We start from the raw sequence: 20,744 nt of genomic DNA, 5'->3' as shown, positions 1-20,744 counted from the left end.
CATGTATACCTGTTAGGTATGGGCGATACTAGGGCCTGAGACACATTGGTCTTTCGGCCGCATCGACCGGGCAACGGCCTGACATCGGTGTGACATCGGTCTGCGGCACATGACAAGGATGCGGGGAGGAGAGCACGGGTGCGGCTGCCCCTCCTGGCCCTGCTGGCGCGAGGCCCGGCCCACGGGTACGAGCTCAAGCAGGACCTTGAGCAACTGCTGGGCTCCGCGTACCCTCAGCCCAACGTCGGCCAGATCTACGTCACGCTCGGCCGCCTCGAGAAGACGGGACTGATCGAGGGCGAGGAAGTCGAGCAGTCGAGCCGGCCCAACAAGAAGATCTACCACCTCACCGACAGCGGGCGCGAGGCGCTGCATGCCTGGTACCAGGAGACGGCGGACGAGCCCCGGGTGCGGGACGAGTTCTTCATGAAACTCGCGCTCGCCCCCACGACCGGCCTGGCCGACCAGATCGCACTGATCAACAGGCAGCGGCGGCAGTACCTGAACACCATGCGCAATCTGTCGAAGCTCGCCGCGGCCGAGGACCGGGACAACCGCATCTCCCAGCTGCTGATCGAGGGCGCCATGCTGCACCTGCAGGCCGATCTGGACTGGCTGGAGCGCTGCCAGGAGGAACTGGAGGAGCTGGAATGAGCCACACCGCTCCTGTGCCGCGCGCCGAGGGTCAGACTCCCTTGCTGCGCGCCGAGGGCCTGGTCAAGACCCACTACGGCGAGGGCGCCCCGGCGTATGCCGTGCGCGGAGTGGATCTTGCCGTGCGCCAGGGCGAGTTCGTGGCCGTCACCGGCCCGTCCGGCGCCGGCAAGTCGACGCTGCTACACCTCCTCGGCGGCCTCCAGCGGCCCGACTCCGGCAGCGTCTGGCTGGACGCCGAATGCACGGACGCCTACAGCGAGGCGCGCTGGGCGGTGGAACGGCGACGGCGCATCGGCATCGTCTTCCAGTTCTTCAACCTGGTCTCCAATCTGTCGGTCGCCGACAACGTGGAGCTGCCCGCCCTGCTCGCCGGGGTCTCCCCCAAACAGGCGCGCGCCGAGCGCGAGCGGCTGCTGTCCGAGCTGGGCCTGGCGGGCAAGGGACGCAGCATGCCGGGTGAGCTGTCCGGCGGCGAACAGCAGCGGGTCGCCCTGGCCCGGGCACTGGTCAACCATCCGTCCCTGCTGCTGGCCGACGAACCCGCGGGCAGCCTGGACAGCAAGGGCACCCGCGAGGTGATGCGGCTGCTGTCCCGCTTCCACCAGCGCGGTCAGACCATCGTGCTCGTCACCCACGACGCCCGGCTCGCCAGCGCCGCGGACCGCGTGATCAGCTTCTTCGACGGCCGCATCGCCGACGACGCGGAACTCGACGGCACGCCGTCACGCGGCGCCGGGATATCCGGCGTGCTGGAACTGAGGGACTGAGCAGCGTGCGGGCCACTCTGCGCTGGGCGCATGCCGATCTGCGCACGCATCGGGGCGAGGCGCTGTTCATCGTGCTCGCCACCGCGGGAATCGTCGCCTCACTGCTGCTCGCCGCGGCGCTCTTCGGATACGCGACGAACCCCTGGCAGCGCGTCTTCACGCAGTCGCACGGCGCGCACGTATGGATCCACACCGGCGCGTCCGCCGACGCCGGGCGGCTCGCGCGGCTGGACGGCGTCGAGTCCGTGGCGGGCCCGTACCGCACCGCGTCCGCCACCGTCGAGTCACGCGGCACCCGTGCCTCCGTCGAGCTGCGCGGCGCCGTCGAGCCGCCCGTCACCGGTCGGCCGCTGCTCGTCTCCGGTCACTGGCTCGACCAGGCCCGGCCCGACGGAGTCGTCCTGGAGGAAAGTCTCGCCCGTGCGCTGTGGGCCGAGCCCGGGGACACCCTCACCGTGCCCGGCACCACACGCACCCTGACCGTCCTGGGCGTGACCGACAGCGCCGAGCCCCGCTACCGCCCCGGCGAGCGGTCGGGGGTCGTCTGGGCGCTGCCCTCCGCGGTGCGGGGCGCGGACGGACACACGGGCCAGATCATCGGTCTGCGCCTGACCGATCCCGGCGACACGGACTACGCCGTGCAGCGCGCGGTGACGACGCTCGGCTCCGGCGCGGTCACCCAGGTGTCGAACTGGCAGCAGGCCCGCGCCGAGGCCCAGGGCGACAACCGGCTGCTGGGACAGGTCCTTGGCCTGTTCGGCCTCGGCGCGCTCCTCGCCGCCGCGCTCGCCGTGCATGGCGCGATCGGCACCCGTATCCGCGGCCACCTGCGGGACATCTCGGTACTGAAGGCGATCGGGTTCACGCCCGGCCAGGTGGTACGCATCTTCCTGATCCAGCACGTGGTGTACGCGTCGCTGGGCGCCCTGGTCGCCGCCACGCTCACGCAGGCGCTGGGGAGCCGGATCCCCGGCCGCCTCGGCGACGCCTTGGGCGTCTGGCAGGGACTGCCCGGGCACACCGCGGCGCTGTTGGCGGTGCCGGTGGCCGCGGTGCTCTTCATCGGCGCGACGACCGGGATCGCCGCGTGGCGGGCGGGCCGGGTGCCCCCCGTGCCCGTGCTGCGGGCCGCCGCACCGCCGGCCGGCCGTCTGTCGGGCGTGGCCCGCCGGGCGCTCGGACTGCGGCTGCCCCCCGCGCTCGTGCTGGGCTGGCACCAGGCTTTCCCGCGGCGGCCGCGCTCGCTGGCCACGGTCGCCCGGCTCGCCCTGCCCCTGCTGCTGATCGTGGTCGCGCTGAGCGCATGGACCACCATCGACCGCTTCCACAGCGAACCCGAACGGATCGGCCTCGCGGCCGCGCTCACGGCACACCCGGACGAGAGCCTCGGCGATCCGGCAGCCCGCGCCCTGCTCGCCCGGAACGCGCAGGTCACCGCCGTGCACCCGGGCGCCGAGGTGGCCGCTCTGGTTCCGGGCCAGACGGCGACGATCGCACTGCGCGGGCTCGGTACGCACCAGGACCCGTACCCGTTCTCGCTGGCCGAGGGCCGCCCGGCCCGCGGGCCCGACGAGGCGGTGGCCGGTCAGGGGCTGCTCGACCTGCTGGACGTGCGCGTCGGGGACTGGGTGCGGATGACCGTCGGCGCACGCCCGCAGATCCTGCACATCGTCGGCCGCAGCATCGAGCCGGAGAACGGCGGCCGCGTCATCTCCACCTCGCTCGACACCCTGCGCGAGAACGACCCGGAGCTCCGCCCGACCCTCTACCAGCTCCAGTTGCGCCCCGGCGCCGACCCGGGCAAGGTCGCCGCCGAGCTGACCGCGGCCGGACACGGGCACCTGGACGTGCACGCCGTGACCAACCCGGCCGACGGTCTCTCGCCGCTGCGCGGCGTCGTCGTCGGGCTGATCGCCGTACTGGCCCTGATCGGGCTCATCGAGCTGCTGACCGCGGTCGGCGGCACCGTGCGCGAGGGCGAACGGGATCTGCTGGCGCTCAAGGCCATCGGGCTGTCCCCGCGGCAGATCACGGCGGTCACCGTCACGGCCACCACCTGCACCGCGCTGGCAGCGGTCCTCGCGGGTACGGCGCTGGGGCTGCCTCTGGCGCACTGGCTGATCGACGTCCAGGGGAAGTCGAGTGGGATCGGCGCCGGTATCGCCCGGGGGCCGTCCCCCCTCCTGCTGTCCCTGTTCGGTCTGGCCGCGGTCCTGGGCGCCGCCGCCCTCGCCGCGCTCCCCGCGGGCCGCGCCGCCCGACGAAGGCTCGCGGACACCCTGAGCGCGGTGGCCTGATCACGGTCAGGACCCGTACGGGTTCCCCTGGTTGTACGGGTTCGGGTTCGGGTTCGGCGGCGCGTACGGGTGCTGCGGCGGGTAGGGGCTCGGCGGGGCGTACGGGTGCTGCGGCGGATACGGGTACTGCGGGCCCGGCGCGTAGAGGTTCCCCTGCGGCGGCACGAACCCCGCGTTCGGCCCGTACGCCGACGGCGCGGGAAGCGGCGGCAACGTGGCGGGGTGCGCGCCCAGCCGAATCCCGTAGCGGCGGCGGAGCCGGTTCATCTCCAGGAAGGCTATGGCCGTGACCGTCACCGGCGCGCCCAGAATGAAGACGATGCCCATCGTGAAACTGAGCCCGTGCAGGTCACCCGTGACCAGGTCGGGAATGGCCATCAGCCAGGTCGTCACCATGGCGAGCAGCGGCGGCAGGCAGCGGTGGACGGCGGCGGATCCGAAGAAGTTCCCGGACAGCTGCACGGCTCCGTAGGCCAGGAATCCGGTCAGCCAGAGCGCGGTGAAACCGAGCACCACCAGCATGATGCCGCCGAGCGAGGTGGACAGCTGCCACAAGAACACCGTCGCCACGACCATGCCGATGAAGAGCAGCAACAGCTTGAGCGAGTTGAAGAGAGGCACGCGCAGCTGGCGGATCCTCCCGGTGCGCCGCCAGACGAAGAGCATCACGCCCACCGTCGTGGGCGTGATGAACAGCAGGACGACGGCCGCCGTCAGCATGTTCTGCAGGACCTCGGTGAAGTCGAACTTGCCCTGCACGAAGGTGTACACGCCGAACGCCGCGACCGCCCCGGCAATGACACGCACACGCTTGAGCCGCTCCACGGACGGATCGACCGACGCCGGAATCCACACGGGGTGGAACACCGCCTGCGCCACGGCCTTGGGTTGCAGAATCGACCTCGCCGACAGCGTGCCGCTCAGCCATCTTCCTCGCGAACCAGTCAACTTCCGCTCCCCCGAGCCTTCATCCGCATGATCGTCCGGGAGTCTACGGGAAGCGGGCGGACTCCCACCGCCCGCTTTCCGTGACCCACGCGCGACCGCGCCTACCGGCCGCGCAGCTCTCGGTACTTCGCGACGAGCGCCTTCGTCGACTCGTCCAGGCCCGGCACGTCCGCACCCTCGGTCAGCGCGGGTTCGACCCGCTTGGCGAGGACCTTGCCGAGCTCGACACCCCACTGGTCGAAGGAGTCGATGTTCCAGACCGCGCCCTGGACGAACACCTTGTGCTCGTAGAGGGCGACCAACTGGCCGAGCACCGAGGGCGACAGCTTCCTCGCGAGGATCGTCGTCGTCGGGTGATTGCCCTTGAACGTCTTGTGCGGGACCAGTTCCTCGGCCACGCCCTCGGCGCGCACCTCGTCCGGTGTCTTGCCGAAGGCGAGGGCCTGGGTCTGCGCGAAGAAGTTCGCCATCAACAGGTCGTGCTGGGCGACCAGGCCCGGCAGCAGATCGGCGACCGGCTCGGCGAAGCCGATGAAGTCCGCCGGGATCAGCTTCGTGCCCTGGTGGATGAGCTGGTAGTAGGCGTGCTGCCCGTTGGTGCCGGGCGTCCCCCACACGACCGGGCCGGTCTCCCACTCCACGTCCTGCCCGTCGCGCTGCACGGACTTGCCGTTGGACTCCATGTCCAGCTGCTGCAGATACGCCGTGAACTTGGACAGGTAGTGCGAGTACGGCAGTACGGCATGCGACTGGGCGTCGTGGAAGTTGCCGTACCAGATGCCCAACAGGCCCATCAGCAGCGGCACATTGGTCTCGGCGGGCGCGGTGCGGAAGTGCTCGTCGACGAGGTGGAACCCGTCGAGCATCTCCCGGAAGCGGTCCGGCCCGATCGCGATCATCAGGGACAGACCGATCGCGGAGTCGTACGAGTACCGTCCGCCGACCCAGTCCCAGAACTCGAACATGTTGGCCGTGTCGATACCGAAGTCGGAGACCTTCTCGGCGTTGGTCGACAGCGCCACGAAGTGCTTGGCCACGGCATCCTGACCGGCCTTCAGCTCGGTCAGCAGCCAGTTGCGCGCGGAGGTCGCGTTGGTGATCGTCTCGATGGTGGTGAACGTCTTCGAGGCGATGATGAACAGGGTCTCGGCCGGGTCGAGGTCGCGGACGGCCTCGTGCAGGTCGGCGCCGTCCACGTTCGACACGAAGCGGACCGTGAGGTCGCGGTCGGTGAAGGAGCGCAGCACCTCGTACGCCATCGCCGGGCCGAGGTCGGAGCCGCCGATGCCGATGTTCACGACGTTCCTGATGCGCTTGCCGGTGTGACCGGTCCACTCACCCGAACGGACCCGCTCGGCGAAGTCGGCCATCTTGTCGAGCACGGCGTGCACGGCCGGGACGACGTTCTCCCCGTCGACCTCGATCACCGCGTCCCGCGGGGCGCGCAGCGCCACGTGGAGCACGGCCCGGTTCTCGGTGACGTTGATCTTCTCGCCGCGGAACATGGCGTCCCGCAGACCGAAGACGTCGGTCGCCGCCGCCAGCTCGCGCAGCAGCCGCAGCGTCTCGTCGGTCACCAGGTGCTTGGAGTAGTCGACGTGGAGATCGCCGACCTGGAGGGTGTACCCGGTTCCGCGACCGGGGTCGGTTGCGAACAGGTCCCGCAGATGGGTCTCCGCGAGCTCCTCGCGGTGCTTGGCCAGAGCGGTCCACTCGGGCGTCTGGTCGAGCCTGGCACGGCTGTCTGCGTTCATCTCTGGCTTCCGCCTTCTTTCCTGCGTGTGCTGCTGCTTGCCTCGCCCCACTGCCGGTCCCAACCTAATTGATCAGGGCTTGACGTGAGCTGTCGTAGCGCCGTCGTCCGGCTCAACAACAGATACGTCCGGCAGATGCGCGGGTATCAGCGAGGCGACGGCGAGCCCGAAGAGGACGGCCGCGAACAGCGCGGGTCCGTTCAGCCCGTAGGCACCCGCCACGGTGCCGCCGAGCAGGGCGCCGACCGGGGCACCGGAGGTGGAGGCGGTGCGGAACGCGGAGCTGACACGGCCCACCATGGCTGCCGGGCTGCGCTGCTGCATCAGCGTGACCTGGTTGACGTTCCACACCATGCCCATCAGTCCGAGCAGTGCCATGCCCGCGAGGAGTGCACCCAGGTGGCGGACGGTGCCGAGGAGTACCAGGGCCGCCGTCTGGACGCATCCGCCCAGGAACAGGCTCCGTACCCCCCCGATCCGGCGCGCGATCCACTGGGCCGGCCCTCCCCCGGCCAGGGATCCGGCCGAGTAGGCCGTCATCGCGGCCGCGAAGCCCGCGTTTCCCGCGTGCAGCCAGCCGGTCACGTGCAGGACCAGCGTGGCGATCAGGGCGCCCATGCCGATGTTGCACAGCAGTGTGGCCGTGCAGACCGCGCGCAGCACCCTGTCGTGCCACAGGGTGCGCACTCCTTCGGCCACCTCCGCCCGCAGGGTGCTCCCGGCGGGGCGGGGCTCCCGCTCGGGCGCCCGGATCCGCAGGGAGGCCACGAGTGCCGCGGCCAGCAGATAGGTGACCGCGTCGGCCGCGAACGGCGCGGCGGCCCCGAGGGCGAGCAGCAGCGGCACGAAGGGGCCGGCGAGGAAGCCGCCGGCGAGCTGCTGGCCGGTCATCAGCCTGGCATTGGCGCTGCCCAGGGTCTCTTTGCCGACCAGGGAGGGCAGCAGGGCCGTGGACGCGTTGTCGAACAGCGTCTGGAGGGTGGTCAGGGCGAAGGCGAGCGCGATCAGCAGGCCGATCGTGGCGTGGCCGAGCCCGACGGCGAGGGCGAAGCAGGCCACCAGCCCGCCGCGTACGGTGTCGACGGCCCACATCGCCCGCCGCTGGTCCACCCGGTCCGCGACCGCGCCGCCCAGCAGCCCGAAGAGGAGCCAGGGAAGGTAGCCGCAGGCCGTGACGGAGGCGATGACGAGCGGATCGTCCGTGAGCCGCACGGCGAGCAGCGGCAGCGCGGCGGTGCGCAGGGCGTCCCCGAAGCGCGAGACCACCGCCGCGCTCCACAGCCGCCCGAATCCCCCGCGCCACGCGGGTGCCCGCACCCCCGCCGCCTCGACCGTCGCCACAACGCCCCCTCCGGTTCCGCCACTTCAAGAACCGTAGAGGGCACCACTGACAATCGGCTCGCGACGGCGCCGCGGACGCCCCACGACCGGGTCTGCACGGTGGTGCGCCCTGGCGGTGCGCCCGTGCGCGACCCGGCGTACGAAACACGTCCGGCCAGGCACCTCTGTGCCCGGCCGGTTCTCAACTCCTAGATTTCGCCCCGCAGTTTGGCGAGCGCCTCGGCGAGGATGGCCTCGCCGTCCGCGTCGCTGCGCCGCTCCCGTACGTACGCGAGGTGCGTCTTGTACGGCTCGGTGCGCGGCGGGTCCGGCGGGTTGTCCTGGTCCTGTCCGGCGGGAAAGCCGCAGCGCGGGCAGTCCCAGGTCTCGGGAACCTGCGCGTCGCTGGCGAAGCTGGGCACCGTCTCGTGCCCGTTGGAGCACCAGAAGGAGATGCGCAGCCGCGGCGCGGACTCGCCGCGCTCGGCCTCGCCCATCGGCCCCGCCCCGACCCGGCTTCCTCGGATCGCGTTGCCACTTGCCACGGTCGTAACTCCCTGCGTGATGGTGCCGCGAAGCGAGTCGGCGTGACGCTTCGCTGCGAGCGCCTCAGTCTACGTAAGGCCCAACGCGCGTCCAGTGATTGGAGTTACACCCCGGCCCCTAGACGCAAGCCCCATGATAGGCCGCGCCTGGGGGCGCGTACCGGACATGGGGCCTTACGTGCGGATTGTGCTTGCGTAATGTGCAGTTGTGCTGCTGTACCGATGCCGGTCGGTGATCAGTTGTTGACCTTCATCAGGATGCCGAGCACGACAATGGACGCAAACCAGAGCAGACCGATCACCACGGTGATGCGGTCGAGGTTGCGCTCGGCGACCGAGGAGCCACCGACGGACGACTGCATGCCGCCACCGAACATGTCGGAGAGGCCGCCGCCCTTCCCCTTGTGCATCAGCACCAGCAGCATCAGCAGCAGGCTGAAGACGATCAGGGCGATCGAGAACCCCAAAACCACGGCTGGACCAACTTCCTCGGAACTGAATGGACGACGGGGGCCGAAGCCTACTGGGTGAGCATCTCAAGCCCACTCCGAAGGCCACGACCCCCGCAAGGGTACGACGAATCGCCGCTAGCGCATACTTACTGGTCGCGGAAGCGGACGATCTTGACGAACTCGTCGGCGTCCAGAGAGGCACCGCCGACCAGGGCACCGTCGATGTCGGGCTTCGCCATGATCTCCGCGACATTGCCGGACTTCACGGAGCCGCCGTACTGGATGCGGACCTGGTCGGCCACTTCCTGGGAGTACAGCTCGGCCAGCCGGGCGCGGATCGCCGCGCAGACCTCCTGGGCGTCGTCGGAGCCGCAGACCTTGCCGGTGCCGATGGCCCAGACCGGCTCGTACGCGATCACGATCGACTCGGCCTGCTCGGCCGGAACGTCCTTGAGACCCCCGTCGACCTGGGAGAGCGTGTGCGCGACGTGGTTGCCCGCCTCACGGACGGCCAGCTCCTCGCCGACGCACAGGATCGGGGTCAGGCCGTGCTTGAAGGCGGCCTTGATCTTGGCGTTGACGATCTCGTCGGTCTCGTTGTGGTACTGCCGGCGCTCGGAGTGGCCGATCGCCACGTACGTGCACTTCAGCTTGGCCAGCATCGGGCCCGAGATCTCGCCGGTGTAGGCACCGGAGTCCTGCGCCGAGAGGTCCTGCGCGCCGTACTTGATCTTGAGCTTGTCGCCGTCGACCAGGGTCTGCACGGAGCGCAGGTCGGTGAAGGGCGGCAGGACGGCGACCTCACAGGCCTCGTAGTCCTTGTCGGCCAGGGCGAAGGCGAGCTTCTGGACGTGCGCGATGGCCTCGAGGTGGTTGAGGTTCATCTTCCAGTTGCCCGCCATCAGCGGCATACGGGTCGTCATGCGGGGTCAGTCCTCCAGTGCGGCGAGGCCGGGGAGCGTCTTGCCCTCGAGGTATTCGAGGGAGGCGCCGCCACCGGTCGAGATGTGACCGAAAGCCTTCTCGTCGAAGCCCAGGATGCGGACGGCCGCGGCGGAGTCGCCACCGCCGACGACCGTGAAGGCCTGGGAGTCGACGAGGGCCTGGGCGACCGCCTTGGTGCCCTCGGCATAGTCGGGGTGCTCGAAGACGCCCATCGGACCGTTCCAGAAGACGGTGGCCGCGTCGGCGAGCTTCGAGGCGTACAGCTTGCGGGTCTCCGGACCGATGTCCAGGCCCTCCTGGTCGGCCGGGATGGCGTCCGCGGCGACGGTGGTGGGGTTGGCGGGGGCCTTGGTCTTCAGGTCCGGGAACTCCGGAGCGACCAGGACGTCGACGGGGAGGACCAGCTCGACGCCGTTCTTCTCCGCGCGGTCCATGTACTCCTTGACGGCCGGAACCTGGTCCTCCTGAAGGAGGGAGATGCCGACCTCGTACCCCTTGGCCTTGAGGAAGGTGTACGCCATGCCACCGCCGATGAGCAGACGGTCGGCCTTGCCGAGCAGCTGGTCGATGACGGCGAGCTTGTCGGAGACCTTGGCGCCGCCGAGCGCGACGACGTAGGGGCGCTTGACGTCCTCGGTGAGCTTCTTCAGGACGTTGACCTCGGTGGCGATGAGGTAGCCCGCGTAGTGCGGAAGGCGCGCCGGGAGGTCGTACACGGAGGCGTGCTTGCGGTGCACGGCACCGAAACCGTCGCCTACGTAGACGTCGGCCAGGGCGGCGAGCTGGTCGGCGAACTCGCCGCGCTCGGTGTCGTCCTTGGACGTCTCGCCCGGGTTGAAGCGCAGGTTCTCGATCACGGCGACCTGGCCGGGCTGGAGGCCGTTCACGGCGTCGTGGGCGGCGGGGCCGACGGTGTCCTGGGCGAACGCCACGGGGGCGCCGAGCAGTTCACCGAGACGCTCGGCGGGCTGCAGCAGGGAGAACGCCGGGTCCGGTGCGCCCTTGGGGCGGCCCAGGTGCGAGGCGACGACCACCTTGGCGCCCGCTTCGGCGAGGGCCTTGACGGTGGGCAGGACGGCGCGGATACGGCCGTCGTCGGTGATGAGGCCGTCGGCCAGCGGAACGTTGAGGTCGGCGCGGACGAAGACCCGCTTGCCGTCCACGCCTTCGGCGAGAAGTTCGTCGATCGTCTTCATAAAGGGACTCCTAGGAGGGCTCTGTTGTCCGGGAGGGCTGATCGATCCGTGCACAGAGCAGGGCTCGGACAACGCGGCTGTGCGCTGCCCGAGCCCTGCTCTCACATCAGAGGTGCCTGCTCCGGGACTTAGAGCTGGCCGCCGACGAAGACCGTGAGGTCGACGAGGCGGTTGGAGTAGCCCCACTCGTTGTCGTACCAGCCGAGGATCTTCACCGAGTTGCCCTCCTGGACCATCGTCAGGGAGGAGTCGAAGGTGCAGGAGGCCGGGTCGCCGACGATGTCCGAGGAGACGATCGCGTCCTCGGTGTAGGCCAGGTAGCCCTTGAGGTCGCCGTCGTCGGAGGCCTTCTTGAACGCGGCGTTGACCTCGTCCTTGGTGACCTCGCGCTGCAGCGTCACGACCAGGTCGGTGGCCGAGCCGGTCGGGACCGGGACGCGCATCGCGATGCCGTCGAGCTTGCCCTTGAGCTGCGGGAGGACCAGGGCGGTGGCCTTGGCGGCACCGGTCGTGGTCGGGATGATGTTCTCGGCGGCGGCGCGGGCGCGACGCAGGTCCGAGTGCGGGAAGTCCAGGATGCGCTGGTCGTTCGTGTACGCGTGGACCGTCGTCATCAGGCCCTTGACGATGCCGAAGTTCTCGTCGAGCACCTTGGCCATCGGCGCCACACAGTTGGTGGTGCAGGAGGCGTTGGAGATGATGTGGTGCTGCGCCGGGTCGTACTTGTCCTGGTTGACGCCCATCACGATCGTGATGTCCTCGTCCTTGGCCGGAGCCGAGATCAGGACCTTCTTGGCGCCGCCGGCGATGTGCTTCTCGGCGTCGGCCTTCTTGGTGAAGATGCCGGTCGACTCGATGACGATGTCGACGCCGAGCTCGCCCCACGGGATGTCGGCGGGGTTGCGCTCGGAGAGCACCTTGATGGTGTGGCCGTCGACGGTGATCGTGTCGGCGGTGTGCGACACCTCGGCCTTGAGGCGGCCCAGGATGGTGTCGTACTTCAGCAGGTGAGCGGTGGTCGCGGTGTCACCCAGGTCGTTGACAGCCACGATCTCGATGTCAGCACCCTGCTCCAGCAGCGCGCGGAAGTAGTTACGACCGATGCGGCCAAAGCCGTTGATGCCTACGCGGATCGTCACGAACCGATCTCCTCGTTAGGTACGCCGACTCAGTGCCGGCGAGTTGTATGGGATGTCCCCGACCGCCTACGACCCTACCTCCCCGAGGCGTCTGCGGTGACATCGAGATACCCCATACACGGCAGGGCGTTCCGTACCCACCAGTAGGGGTACGGAACACCCTCGGAGTTGACGAGATAGTCACACAGGGTTAGCCGTTCAGCGCCCCGAGCGCCTTCTTGATGAGGGCCGCGCGGTCGGCCGACGCGGTGACGTGCTCCAGGCCGAAGCCCAACAGCACCGTGTCGTGCGTGGTGACTCCGCCGTATGTCTTGAACAGCTCTCCATAGCGCGCCCAGTCCTTGAGCACGGAGGGGCTGCCCGGAGGCGGTCCGGAGGCACTCCAGGGCCCGAGGGAGGTCTCGAAGCCCTCGGTCTCGGTGGCCGCCCCGCCGACGACGAGGGAGGCGTTGTCCGCGAGGACGCCGTGACCGCCGGTGTTCGGGTCGGTGATGTAGCTCAGCGACACCTCGACCGACTTGCCGGCGTACGCGCTGAGGTCGAAGTTGACCTGCTGCCAGCCGCTGGAGGCACCGGTGAAGCTGTTCCACGCCCCGCTGGTACCGGTGTTGGCGCAGCCGGTGGAACTCACGGTCAGGTACCGCTTGAGGAAGGGGTGCTCCCTGACCAGGAATCCGGCCTCGCACTCCGCCGGGACCGTGGCGCTGGTGGCGCCGCCCGCCTCGGGGAGCGTCGTCCAGTCGTCGGCCCCGGTGGTGTGGGCCTCGAGCACCGCGTGGTCGTAGCCGGGCTCGGTGTCCCACAGGAGCTGGGTGCGCAGCGTCGGCTTGTCGGCGGCGCTGACACCGGTGAGGTCGATGGTCCGGGTGAGGCGCTTGTAGGCGTCGTCGGTGTGCACGGCGGCGGCCATGTACGAGCCCGCGTAGGGCCCGTACGGGTTGACGGTCCCGGCGAACTGGCCCGCTCCCGCGCTCGACGCGAACTGCGGGTACTGCGCGGGCGCCAGCGAGTCCGAGGTGACGCCGTAGGTGCCCGCCGTGTTCAGCGGATTGCCGGGCGCGTCGCCGAGCGCCCCCGTGAAGCCGGTGAGCTGCCCGGCGCCGGTGAATCCGTTGGCCCCCGGAGTGGACGTACGGGAGTAGGCGCCCAGGTAGTACTGGCTGAAGTCGTTCGAAAGGGTGCCGCCGCCGAGGTCGACGTTGCCGCCGGCCTGCTCGCCCGCCTCGATCAGCTTGCCGCCCTCGTTGAGGAAGGCGCGCAGTTGGAGCTGGGTGGCGTTGCCCGGGCGTGCGGCGCCGGTGTAGTGGACGACCGTCTTGAAGTGGTCGAGCACGCCGAGCGCGTCGGGCGCGCCGAGGGTTGCCACGTCCCAGACAAGGGGCTTCCTGCCGTTGGCCTTCAGGGCGTCGACGTAGGCCTGGGACTGCGTGGCGGTCGCACCCTCCTCGGCGACGACCAGCGTGTCGGCACCGGGCCGCTGGGCCACGGTGTACGTGAAGTGCGTACTGGAGGTCTTCTTGCCGCTCTTGGTCTCACCGGTGAACCACACCTCGACCTTGTCGCCGGGGTCGCCGTCCTTCACCTTGGCGCGGTACTCGTCGAAGTAGAGGTTGTCCTTGCCGCCGTAGGTCTCGCCGCCCTTCCAGGCCTTGAGTGCCATGTCCAGCGTACGGCCGCCGTTGACACGGTACTTGAGCTCCTTGTCGCGTACGGACTTGCGGACGACGACGGAGACCTCCTGGTCGGCCCCGCGGGAGTACGACGTCGTGAAGGGGGCCGGGGTGAAGTCGGCCGCGCCGAGGCCCACCGAGGACGACGGCTGGTCGGGGTGGGCCGCGGTCTCGGCGACGGAGAGCGCGAACGGGACGTTCTTCTCGAACTCCTGCTCGATCAGCTTCTCGTCGTCCGGGAAGGTGAAGATCGAGGCGCAGTCGGCCGCGTTCCAGGCGTCGTTCGGGTCGATGTCCGAGGCGGTCTCACAGGTCGACATCTCGGGGGTGAACATCGCCATGCCGTTGACGTTGCCCGCGTGGCCGTCCGCCTCGCCGTTGGTCGTGTAGAGCTCCGAGGAGACCTGGGGGTGGTAGCCCGGGATCGCCGAGTTCTCGGGGGTTCCGGCGAGCGCCTTGTAGAGCACGTCGTCCGGGGTGGGCGTCGCCACCTGCCAGCCCACTCCGTAGAGGAGCAGTTCGGCGGCGGAGTGGTAGTTGATGCCGTACGTGAAGCCGATCCGCTTCTCGAAGGCGTCGAGCGCCCTGGTCTCGGGCTCGGAGTTGGGGCTCGCGCCGCGGTAGGTCTCGTTGGTGGGGTTGGGTGACGAACCCTCGTCGTCGTAGCCCCACTTGTAGGCGAAGTTGCGGTTGAGGTCGACGCCGTCACCGGTGGAGATGACCCCGTCGCCGTTGACGTCCCGCAGGTTCTTGCGCCACTGGCGGGCGTCGGCGTCCTTGAACGTGTAGTCGTAGCCGTCGGGGTTGGCCGACAGGACGAACCACAGTTCGGTGGAGTCGACGATCTTCTTGATGCGTTTGTCCGTGGAGTAGTTGTCCAAGTAGTAGTGCATCAGACGCCGTGTCATCTCGGGCGTGATCCACTCGCGCGCGTGCTGGTTGGACATGTACAGCACGGACGGCTTGGAGCCGTCCTTGGACTTCTTCGCGCCCTTGGTCAGTTTGAGCGCGAGGATGTCCTGGCCGTTGACCGTCTTGCCGATGGAGACGACCTTGGCGAGGTCGGGGTGGGCGGCACCGGTCTTGACGATCTCCTCCTGGAGATTGCCCTTGCCGCTGTACGGGCGGAACACGCCCTGGGCCGCGTTCTCCACCCGCGCCTCGGCGTTGGCCGTCAGGGTGTGCTCGGTGAGGTCGACGCCCTGCTTCCGCAGCTTCTTGGCCTGCTGGTCGGTGACGTAGACCTCGACCGCGCTCTTGCCGTTCTTCCACGTCGTGTCGCCGAGTTCGTGGCCGTCCTGCCCGGCCGCGAGCAGCAGGGGTACCTGCTGCTTCGTGATCTCCGCGCGGAACACCTTCACGGCGTTCGCGTCGGGCTTGGGTGAACCGCCGTTCTGTGCCTGGGCGATGGGCGCCATGCCCGCACCGCCCAGCAGGAGCGCGCCCGTAGCGAGGATCGCTCTCGCTCTTCGTCTCATGAGCCCCCCTTGCGTGAGTCCGCCACAGCAGCGAACAGATGCCAGGCTCATGACACTTCATGGTCAAGTCAAGGGTGCCTCACAGGAACGCAAACGCCGGTGCCGACGTCCCAAGTGGACATCGGCACCGGCGTGTTGGGCTTCTGGCGATCGATCGGACGGGTCAGCCCGCGAGGTTGTCCGCCATCTCCTCGGTGAGGTTCGACTCCGTCCCGGGGATGCCGAGGTCCTGGGCCCGCTTGTCGGCCATCGCGAGCAGCCGCCGGATACGGCCGGCGACGGCGTCCTTGGTCAGCGGCGGGTCGGCGAGCGCGCCCAGCTCCTCCAGGGAGGCCTGCTTGTGCTCCATGCGCAGCCGTCCGGCGGCCGCGAGGTGCTCCGGCACCTCGTCCGCGAGGATCTCCAGGGCGCGCTGCACGCGGGCCCCGGCAGCGACGGCGGCACGGGCCGAGCGGCGCAGGTTGGCGTCGTCGAAGTTGGCGAGCCGGTTGGCCGTGGCGCGGACCTCGCGGCGCATCCGCCGCTCCTCCCAGGCCAGCACCGACTCGTGTGCTCCGAGACGGGTGAGCAGCGCGCCGATCGCGTCTCCGTCACGGACTACGACGCGGTCCACACCGCGCACCTCGCGGGCCTTCGCGGCGATCGAGAGCCGACGGGCGGCGCCGACGAGCGCGAGCGCGGCCTCCGGACCCGGGCAGGTCACCTCCAGGGAGGAGGAGCGGCCCGGCTCGGTGAGCGAGCCGTGCGCCAGGAACGCCCCGCGCCAGGCCGCCTCGGCGTCGCAGGTGGCCCCCGAGACCACCTGCGGCGGGAGGCCCCGGATCGGGCGCCCACGGCCGTCCACCAGCCCCGTCTGGCGGGCCAGCTGGTCGCCGCCCGCGACGACGCGTACGACATACCGGGAGCCGCGGCGCAGACCGCCGGGCGCCATCACGATCAGTTCGGAGCTGTGGCCGAAGATCTCCAGAATGTCCCGCTTGAGCCGGCGCGCCGCCATCGCGGTGTCCAGCTCCGCCTCGATCACAATCCGGCCGCTCACCAGGTGGAGGCCGCCGGCGAACCGCAGAATGGCGGAGACCTCCGCCTTTCTGCAGCAGGTCCGGGTGACGGGGAGCCGGGAAATTTCATCCTTCACCGCTGCCGTCATCGCCATGGGCCGATCCTTCCATGCATCCGAAAAATACGGTCGTACGCGGCGGCCAACAGCTCCGGGTCGTGCCGCGGAGATCCGTCGGTCCGGGCCACCGGCGCCAGCTCGACCGCGGCGCCGAACCGCTGGGCGGCATCGGTGAGTGAGTCGCGATCGGGCACGGCGGCCTCGTCGGCCAGCACCACGTCCAGGGCGAGTTTAGGGGCGTGTCGTCCCAAAACCTCCAAATGACGCTGCGGGGAGAAGCCCTCGGTTTCTCCGGGCTGCGGGGCGAGGTTCAGGGAGAGTACCCGGCGCGCCTTCGTCTCGGTGAGCGCATCGAGGAGCTCGGGCACGAGAAGGTGCGGAATCACCGAGGAGAACCAGGAGCCGGGGCCGAGGACCACCCAGTCGGCGTCGAGGACCGCCGCCACGGCCTCGGGGACGGCGGGCGGGTCGGCGGGGACGACGTGCACGGACTGCACCTCGCCGGGGGTGAGGGCCACGGTCGCCTGTCCCCGTACGGTCTCCACGTCCTCGGGCCGCTCCGGGTCGTGCCCCTTGACCAAGGCCTGGAGCTCCAGGGGTACGGCGGACATGGGCAGCACCCGGCCGTGCGCGCCGAGAAGCCTGCCGACCAGGTCCAGGGCCTGGACATGGTCGCCGAGCTGTTCCCACAGGGCGACGATCAGGAGATTGCCGACCGCGTGCTCGTGCAGATCGCCCTGGGACTGGAAACGGTGCTGGATGACGCGGGCCCAGGTCTGGCCCCAGTCGTCGTCGCCGCACAGCGCGGCCAGGGCCTTGCGCAGGTCGCCGGGCGGCAGCACGCCCAGCTCGTCACGCAGACGCCCGCTGGAACCGCCGTCGTCGGCCACGGTGACGACGGCGGTGAGGTCGCCGGTGATCCGGCGCAGCGCGGCGAGCGAGGCGGACAGCCCCATGCCGCCGCCGAGGGCGACGACCTTGGGCTGGGCACCCCGGCGGCGCGGCTTCCCGCCGCGCGCCTCGGCGGGCCTGTCGCCGCGTCCCTCGGAGGCGACCCGGCGCAGCCTGCTCAGCCGCAGTGCGGCACGTCCGGTCACTCGCGCCCCATGTCCCGGTGGACGACCACGGTCTCCACACCCTGCGAGGCGAGGCGGGCGGCGAGCTTCTCGGAGGTGGCGACCGAGCGGTGCTTGCCGCCGGTGCAGCCGACCGCGATGGTCACATAACGCTTGCCCTCGCGGCGGTAGCCGGCGGCGATGAGCTGGAGCAGCTCGGTGTAGCGGTCGAGGAACTCCTTGGCGCCGGGCTGGTTGAAGACGTACGCCGACACCTCCTCGTTCAGGCCGGTGAAGGGGCGCAGCTCCGGGACCCAGTGCGGGTTGGGCAGGAAGCGCATGTCCACGACCAGGTCGGCATCGACCGGAAGGCCGTACTTGAAGCCGAAGGACATGACGGTGGCCCGCAGCTCGGGCTCCTCCTCGCCGGCGAACTGGGCGTCCATCTTGGCGCGCAGCTCGTGCACGTTCAGGCTGGAGGTGTCGATGACCAGGTCGGCGTCGCCGCGCAGCTCGCGCAGCAGCTCGCGCTCGGCGTCGATGCCGTCGACGATGCGGCCGTCGCCCTGGAGGGGATGCGGACGGCGCACGGACTCGAAGCGGCGCACCAGGGCCTCGTCGGAGGACTCCAGGAAGACGATCCGCCGGGTGACGTTCTTCGCCTCCAGGTCGGCGAGGGACTCGCGGAGGTTGTCGAAGAAGCGGCGGCCTCGTACGTCGACGACGACCGCGATCCTCGCCACGTTGCCCTGGGAGCGGGCGCCGAGCTCCACCATGGTGGGGATCAGCGCGGGTGGCAGGTTGTCGACGACGAACCAGCCGAGGTCCTCCAGACACTTGGCGGCCGTCGACCGGCCCGCCCCGGACATCCCGGAGATGATCACCAGCTCGGGGATGGCGGCTTCGGGCACCGCGGGCGTCTCCATCGTCGTACCCCCCTGGGTCTCGTCGGCGGCCTGTGGTGCGGCCGTCTCTCCGGTCTGCGGTCCGGCCGGTTGTTCGGCCGGTTGTCCGGTCTGTGCTGGGATCTCTTGTCGTTCGTTGTCGCTCATGTCTCCTGCCCCCGTCGCTCGTGTGAGGCGCCCGCGGTCACGGGCTCCTCCGGGGAGCCCGTGGTCGTACCGGACGCCCCGACTTCCTCGTCTTCCATGATCTCTCCAGTCGCCGTGTTCACGGCGGGTGCGGCCGGAGCCGCCTGGGCGAGGGCCACGGCGACCGCCTCGGCCGTCTTGCGGCCTATGCCGGGGACCTCGCAGATCTGGTCGATGGTCGCGGACCGCAGCTTTTTCACCGAGCCGAAGTGCTTGATCAGCGCCTGCTTGCGGGTCTCGCCGAGGCCCGGCACCTCGTCCAGGGGGCTCGCCTTGAATCGCTTGGCCCGCTTGGTGCGCTGGTAGGTGATGGCGAAGCGGTGGGCCTCGTCACGGACCCGCTGGAGCAGGTACAGGCCCTCGCTGGTGCGGGGCAGGACCACCGGGTCGTCCTCGTGCGGCAGCCAGACCTCCTCCAGGCGCTTGGCGAGGCCGCAGACGGCGATGTCGTCGATGCCCAGTTCGTCGAGGGCCCTCTGGGCCGCCGCGACCTGCGGCTGGCCACCGTCGACGACGACGAGCTGCGGAGGGTAGGCGAAGCGCTTGGGGCGGCCGTCCTCCTCGGTGAAGGCGTTCCCCGCGAAGGCGTTCCCCGTGGTGTCACCTTCCAGAGTGGTGTTCCCCAGGGGAGCGCTTTCGGTGGAGGTCCCGTCAGTGGGGGCCCCGTCGTTGGAGGTCCTGTCGCTGGAGGTCCCGTCGCCGGAGGTCCCGTCGCCGGAGGTCCTGTCGCTGGAGGCGTTCTCGCCGTCCGTCCACTCGCCCGTCCGCTCCTTCTCGGCGAGATAGCGCCTGAAGCGGCGGGTGATCACCTCGTGCATGGAGCGGACGTCGTCCTGGCCCTCGAAGCCCTTGATCTGGAAGCGCCGGTACTCGCTCTTGCGCTGCAGCCCGTCCTCGAAGACGACCATGGAGGCGACCACGTCGTCCCCCTGGAGGTGCGAGATGTCGTAGCACTCGATCCGGAGCGGGGCGCTGTCCAGGTCGAGGGCTCCGGCGATCTCCTCCAGGGCGCGCGAGCGGGTGGTCAGGTCGGAGGCGCGCTTGGTCTTGTGCAGGCCGAGAGCCTGGAGCGCGTTGCGCTGCACGGTCTCCATGAGCGCCTTCTTGTCGCCGCGCTGCGGGATGCGGAGGGAGACGTTCGACCCGCGGCGCCCGGTCAGCCACTCCTGGACGGGCTCCACGGGGTCGGGCAGTGCCGGGACGAGCACCTCCTTGGGGACGGAGTCGCCCGTCTCCTCTCCGTAGAGCTGCTGCAGCGCGTGTTCGACCAGGTCACCGGTGGTGACGGCCTCGACCTTGTCGGTGACCCAGCCGCGCTGGCCGCGCACCCGGCCGCCGCGCACGTGGAAGATCTGCACGGCGGCTTCCAGCTCGTCCTCGGCGACGGCCATCAGGTCGGCGTCGGTCGCGTCGGCGAGCACGACCGCGTTCTTCTCCATGGCCTTCTTCAGGGCCTCGATGTCGTCGCGCAGACGGGCCGCCCGCTCGTACTCCATCTCCTCGGCCGCGTCCGTCATCTGCTGCTCGAGGCGGCGGATGTACGTCCCCGTACGGCCGGCCATGAAGTCGCAGAACTCCTCGGCCAGCTCACGGTGTTCCTCGTCGGAGACCCGCCCGACACAGGGGGCGGAGCACTTGCCGATGTAGCCGAGGAGGCAGGGGCGGCCGGTGCGGGCGGCGTTCTTGAAGACGCCCGCCGAGCAGGTGCGGACCGGGAAGACGCGCAGCAGCAGGTCGACGGTGTCGCGGATCGCCCACGCGTGCCCGTACGGACCGAAATAGCGCACGCCCTTGCGCTTGTGGCCGCGCATCACCTGCACACGCGGGAACTCCTCGTTCATCGTCACCGCGAGGTAGGGGTAGCTCTTGTCGTCGCGGTACTTGACGTTGAACCGGGGGTCGTACTCCTTGATCCAGGAGTACTCCAGCTGTAGCGCCTCGACCTCCGTGGACACCACCGTCCACTCCACGGACGCGGCCGTGGTGACCATGGTGCGGGTGCGGGGGTGCAGGCCGGCGAGGTCCTGGAAGTAGCTGGCCAGGCGCTGGCGCAGGCTTTTCGCCTTTCCGACGTAGATCACCCGGCGGTGCTCGTCGCGGAATTTGTACACCCCGGGAGAGTCCGGGATCTGTCCCGGCTTGGGGCGGTAGCTGGAGGGGTCGGCCATGTCACACACCCTACTGGCGAGGGCTGACACCGCGACGACCTCCCGGCCCGCCTGTGGACTCAGCCGCCGGGACCGCGATCGCAGATCGGCCAGAGGGCGGTACGGCAGGTTGAGTAGGTTGCGTATCAGGTGTTGTCGGGGCTTG

The 20,744-nt window shown here is 69.9% G+C and carries 16 protein-coding genes; 3 read left to right on the top strand and 13 right to left on the bottom strand.

All coding sequences use genetic code 11. The features are described from left to right. The first annotated feature begins 138 nt into the window (after positions 1-138). The 3 genes from AQJ27_RS08690 to AQJ27_RS08680 are packed head-to-tail and all read left to right on the top strand — an operon-like array spanning position 139 to position 3,721. Complete coding sequence (locus AQJ27_RS08690; RefSeq protein WP_067364169.1) at positions 139-654, top strand: PadR family transcriptional regulator; 516 nt, start codon at positions 139-141, stop codon at positions 652-654. Further along, the gene (locus tag AQJ27_RS08685; RefSeq protein WP_067364166.1) at positions 651-1,424 is read left to right on the top strand and encodes an ABC transporter ATP-binding protein; all 774 of its coding nucleotides are present in this window, start codon (positions 651-653) and stop codon (positions 1,422-1,424) included. Before AQJ27_RS08690 ends, AQJ27_RS08685 begins: the two co-directional genes overlap by 4 nt. 5 nt (positions 1,425-1,429) lie before the next feature. Beyond that, positions 1,430-3,721 (top strand): ABC transporter permease, encoded by a 2,292-nt coding sequence (locus AQJ27_RS08680; RefSeq protein ID WP_067364163.1) that lies wholly within the window; start codon positions 1,430-1,432, stop codon positions 3,719-3,721. A gap of 6 nt (positions 3,722-3,727) precedes the next feature. On the opposite strand, the gene AQJ27_RS08675 is transcribed toward AQJ27_RS08680, so the two are convergent. The 13 genes from AQJ27_RS08675 to uvrC form a co-directional block, all read right to left on the bottom strand. Continuing rightward, entirely contained in the window at positions 3,728-4,669 is a 942-nt protein-coding gene (locus tag AQJ27_RS08675) for a hypothetical protein (protein WP_067364159.1), read from the bottom strand. Positions 4,670-4,770: 101 nt separating this feature from the next. Then, the gene (gene pgi / locus AQJ27_RS08670; RefSeq protein ID WP_067364157.1) at positions 4,771-6,423 is read right to left on the bottom strand and encodes a glucose-6-phosphate isomerase; all 1,653 of its coding nucleotides are present in this window, start codon (positions 6,421-6,423) and stop codon (positions 4,771-4,773) included. Between the two features lie 72 nt (positions 6,424-6,495). Next, entirely contained in the window at positions 6,496-7,764 is a 1,269-nt protein-coding gene (locus tag AQJ27_RS08665) for an MFS transporter (RefSeq protein ID WP_079064866.1), read from the bottom strand. 188 nt (positions 7,765-7,952) lie between these two features. After that, on the bottom strand, positions 7,953-8,288 hold the full coding sequence (locus AQJ27_RS08660; RefSeq protein WP_075026247.1) for an RNA polymerase-binding protein RbpA: 336 nt from the start codon (positions 8,286-8,288) through the stop codon (positions 7,953-7,955). Positions 8,289-8,524: 236 nt separating this feature from the next. After that, on the bottom strand, positions 8,525-8,761 hold the full coding sequence (gene secG, locus AQJ27_RS08655) for a preprotein translocase subunit SecG (protein WP_006373292.1): 237 nt from the start codon (positions 8,759-8,761) through the stop codon (positions 8,525-8,527). 125 nt (positions 8,762-8,886) lie between these two features. After that, positions 8,887-9,663: a triose-phosphate isomerase gene (tpiA, locus tag AQJ27_RS08650; protein ID WP_067364154.1), complete on the bottom strand. Its 777-nt coding sequence runs from the start codon at positions 9,661-9,663 to the stop codon at positions 8,887-8,889. 6 nt (positions 9,664-9,669) lie between these two features. After that, positions 9,670-10,881 carry a phosphoglycerate kinase gene (locus tag AQJ27_RS08645; RefSeq protein WP_067364151.1) on the bottom strand — a complete coding sequence of 404 codons (1,212 nt, stop codon included), beginning with the start codon at positions 10,879-10,881 and terminating at the stop codon, positions 9,670-9,672. 128 nt (positions 10,882-11,009) lie between these two features. Continuing rightward, complete coding sequence (gap, locus tag AQJ27_RS08640; protein ID WP_067364148.1) at positions 11,010-12,020, bottom strand: type I glyceraldehyde-3-phosphate dehydrogenase; 1,011 nt, start codon at positions 12,018-12,020, stop codon at positions 11,010-11,012. 190 nt (positions 12,021-12,210) lie between these two features. Beyond that, entirely contained in the window at positions 12,211-15,168 is a 2,958-nt protein-coding gene (locus AQJ27_RS08635; protein ID WP_067364145.1) for a M14 family metallopeptidase, read from the bottom strand. 163 nt (positions 15,169-15,331) lie between these two features. After that, a complete protein-coding gene (whiA, locus tag AQJ27_RS08630) occupies positions 15,332-16,321 on the bottom strand; it encodes a DNA-binding protein WhiA (RefSeq protein ID WP_010987695.1) in 990 nt (329 codons plus the stop codon). Further along, complete coding sequence (locus AQJ27_RS08625) at positions 16,312-17,382, bottom strand: gluconeogenesis factor YvcK family protein (protein ID WP_067364142.1); 1,071 nt, start codon at positions 17,380-17,382, stop codon at positions 16,312-16,314. The genes whiA and AQJ27_RS08625 overlap by 10 nt, the downstream gene beginning before the upstream one ends. Further along, positions 17,379-18,392 (bottom strand): RNase adapter RapZ, encoded by a 1,014-nt coding sequence (gene rapZ, locus AQJ27_RS08620; RefSeq protein ID WP_067364139.1) that lies wholly within the window; start codon positions 18,390-18,392, stop codon positions 17,379-17,381. Before rapZ ends, AQJ27_RS08625 begins: the two co-directional genes overlap by 4 nt. Next, positions 18,389-20,599, bottom strand: coding sequence for an excinuclease ABC subunit UvrC (gene uvrC / locus AQJ27_RS08615; protein WP_067364136.1), 2,211 nt, complete (start codon positions 20,597-20,599; stop codon positions 18,389-18,391). Before uvrC ends, rapZ begins: the two co-directional genes overlap by 4 nt. Positions 20,600-20,744 lie beyond the last annotated feature (145 nt).

This window comes from Streptomyces olivochromogenes, from assembly GCF_001514115.1.
GTDB classification, from domain to species: Bacteria; Actinomycetota; Actinomycetes; order Streptomycetales; family Streptomycetaceae; genus Streptomyces; species Streptomyces olivochromogenes.
This window is presented reverse-complemented; position numbering and strand designations above follow the sequence as displayed.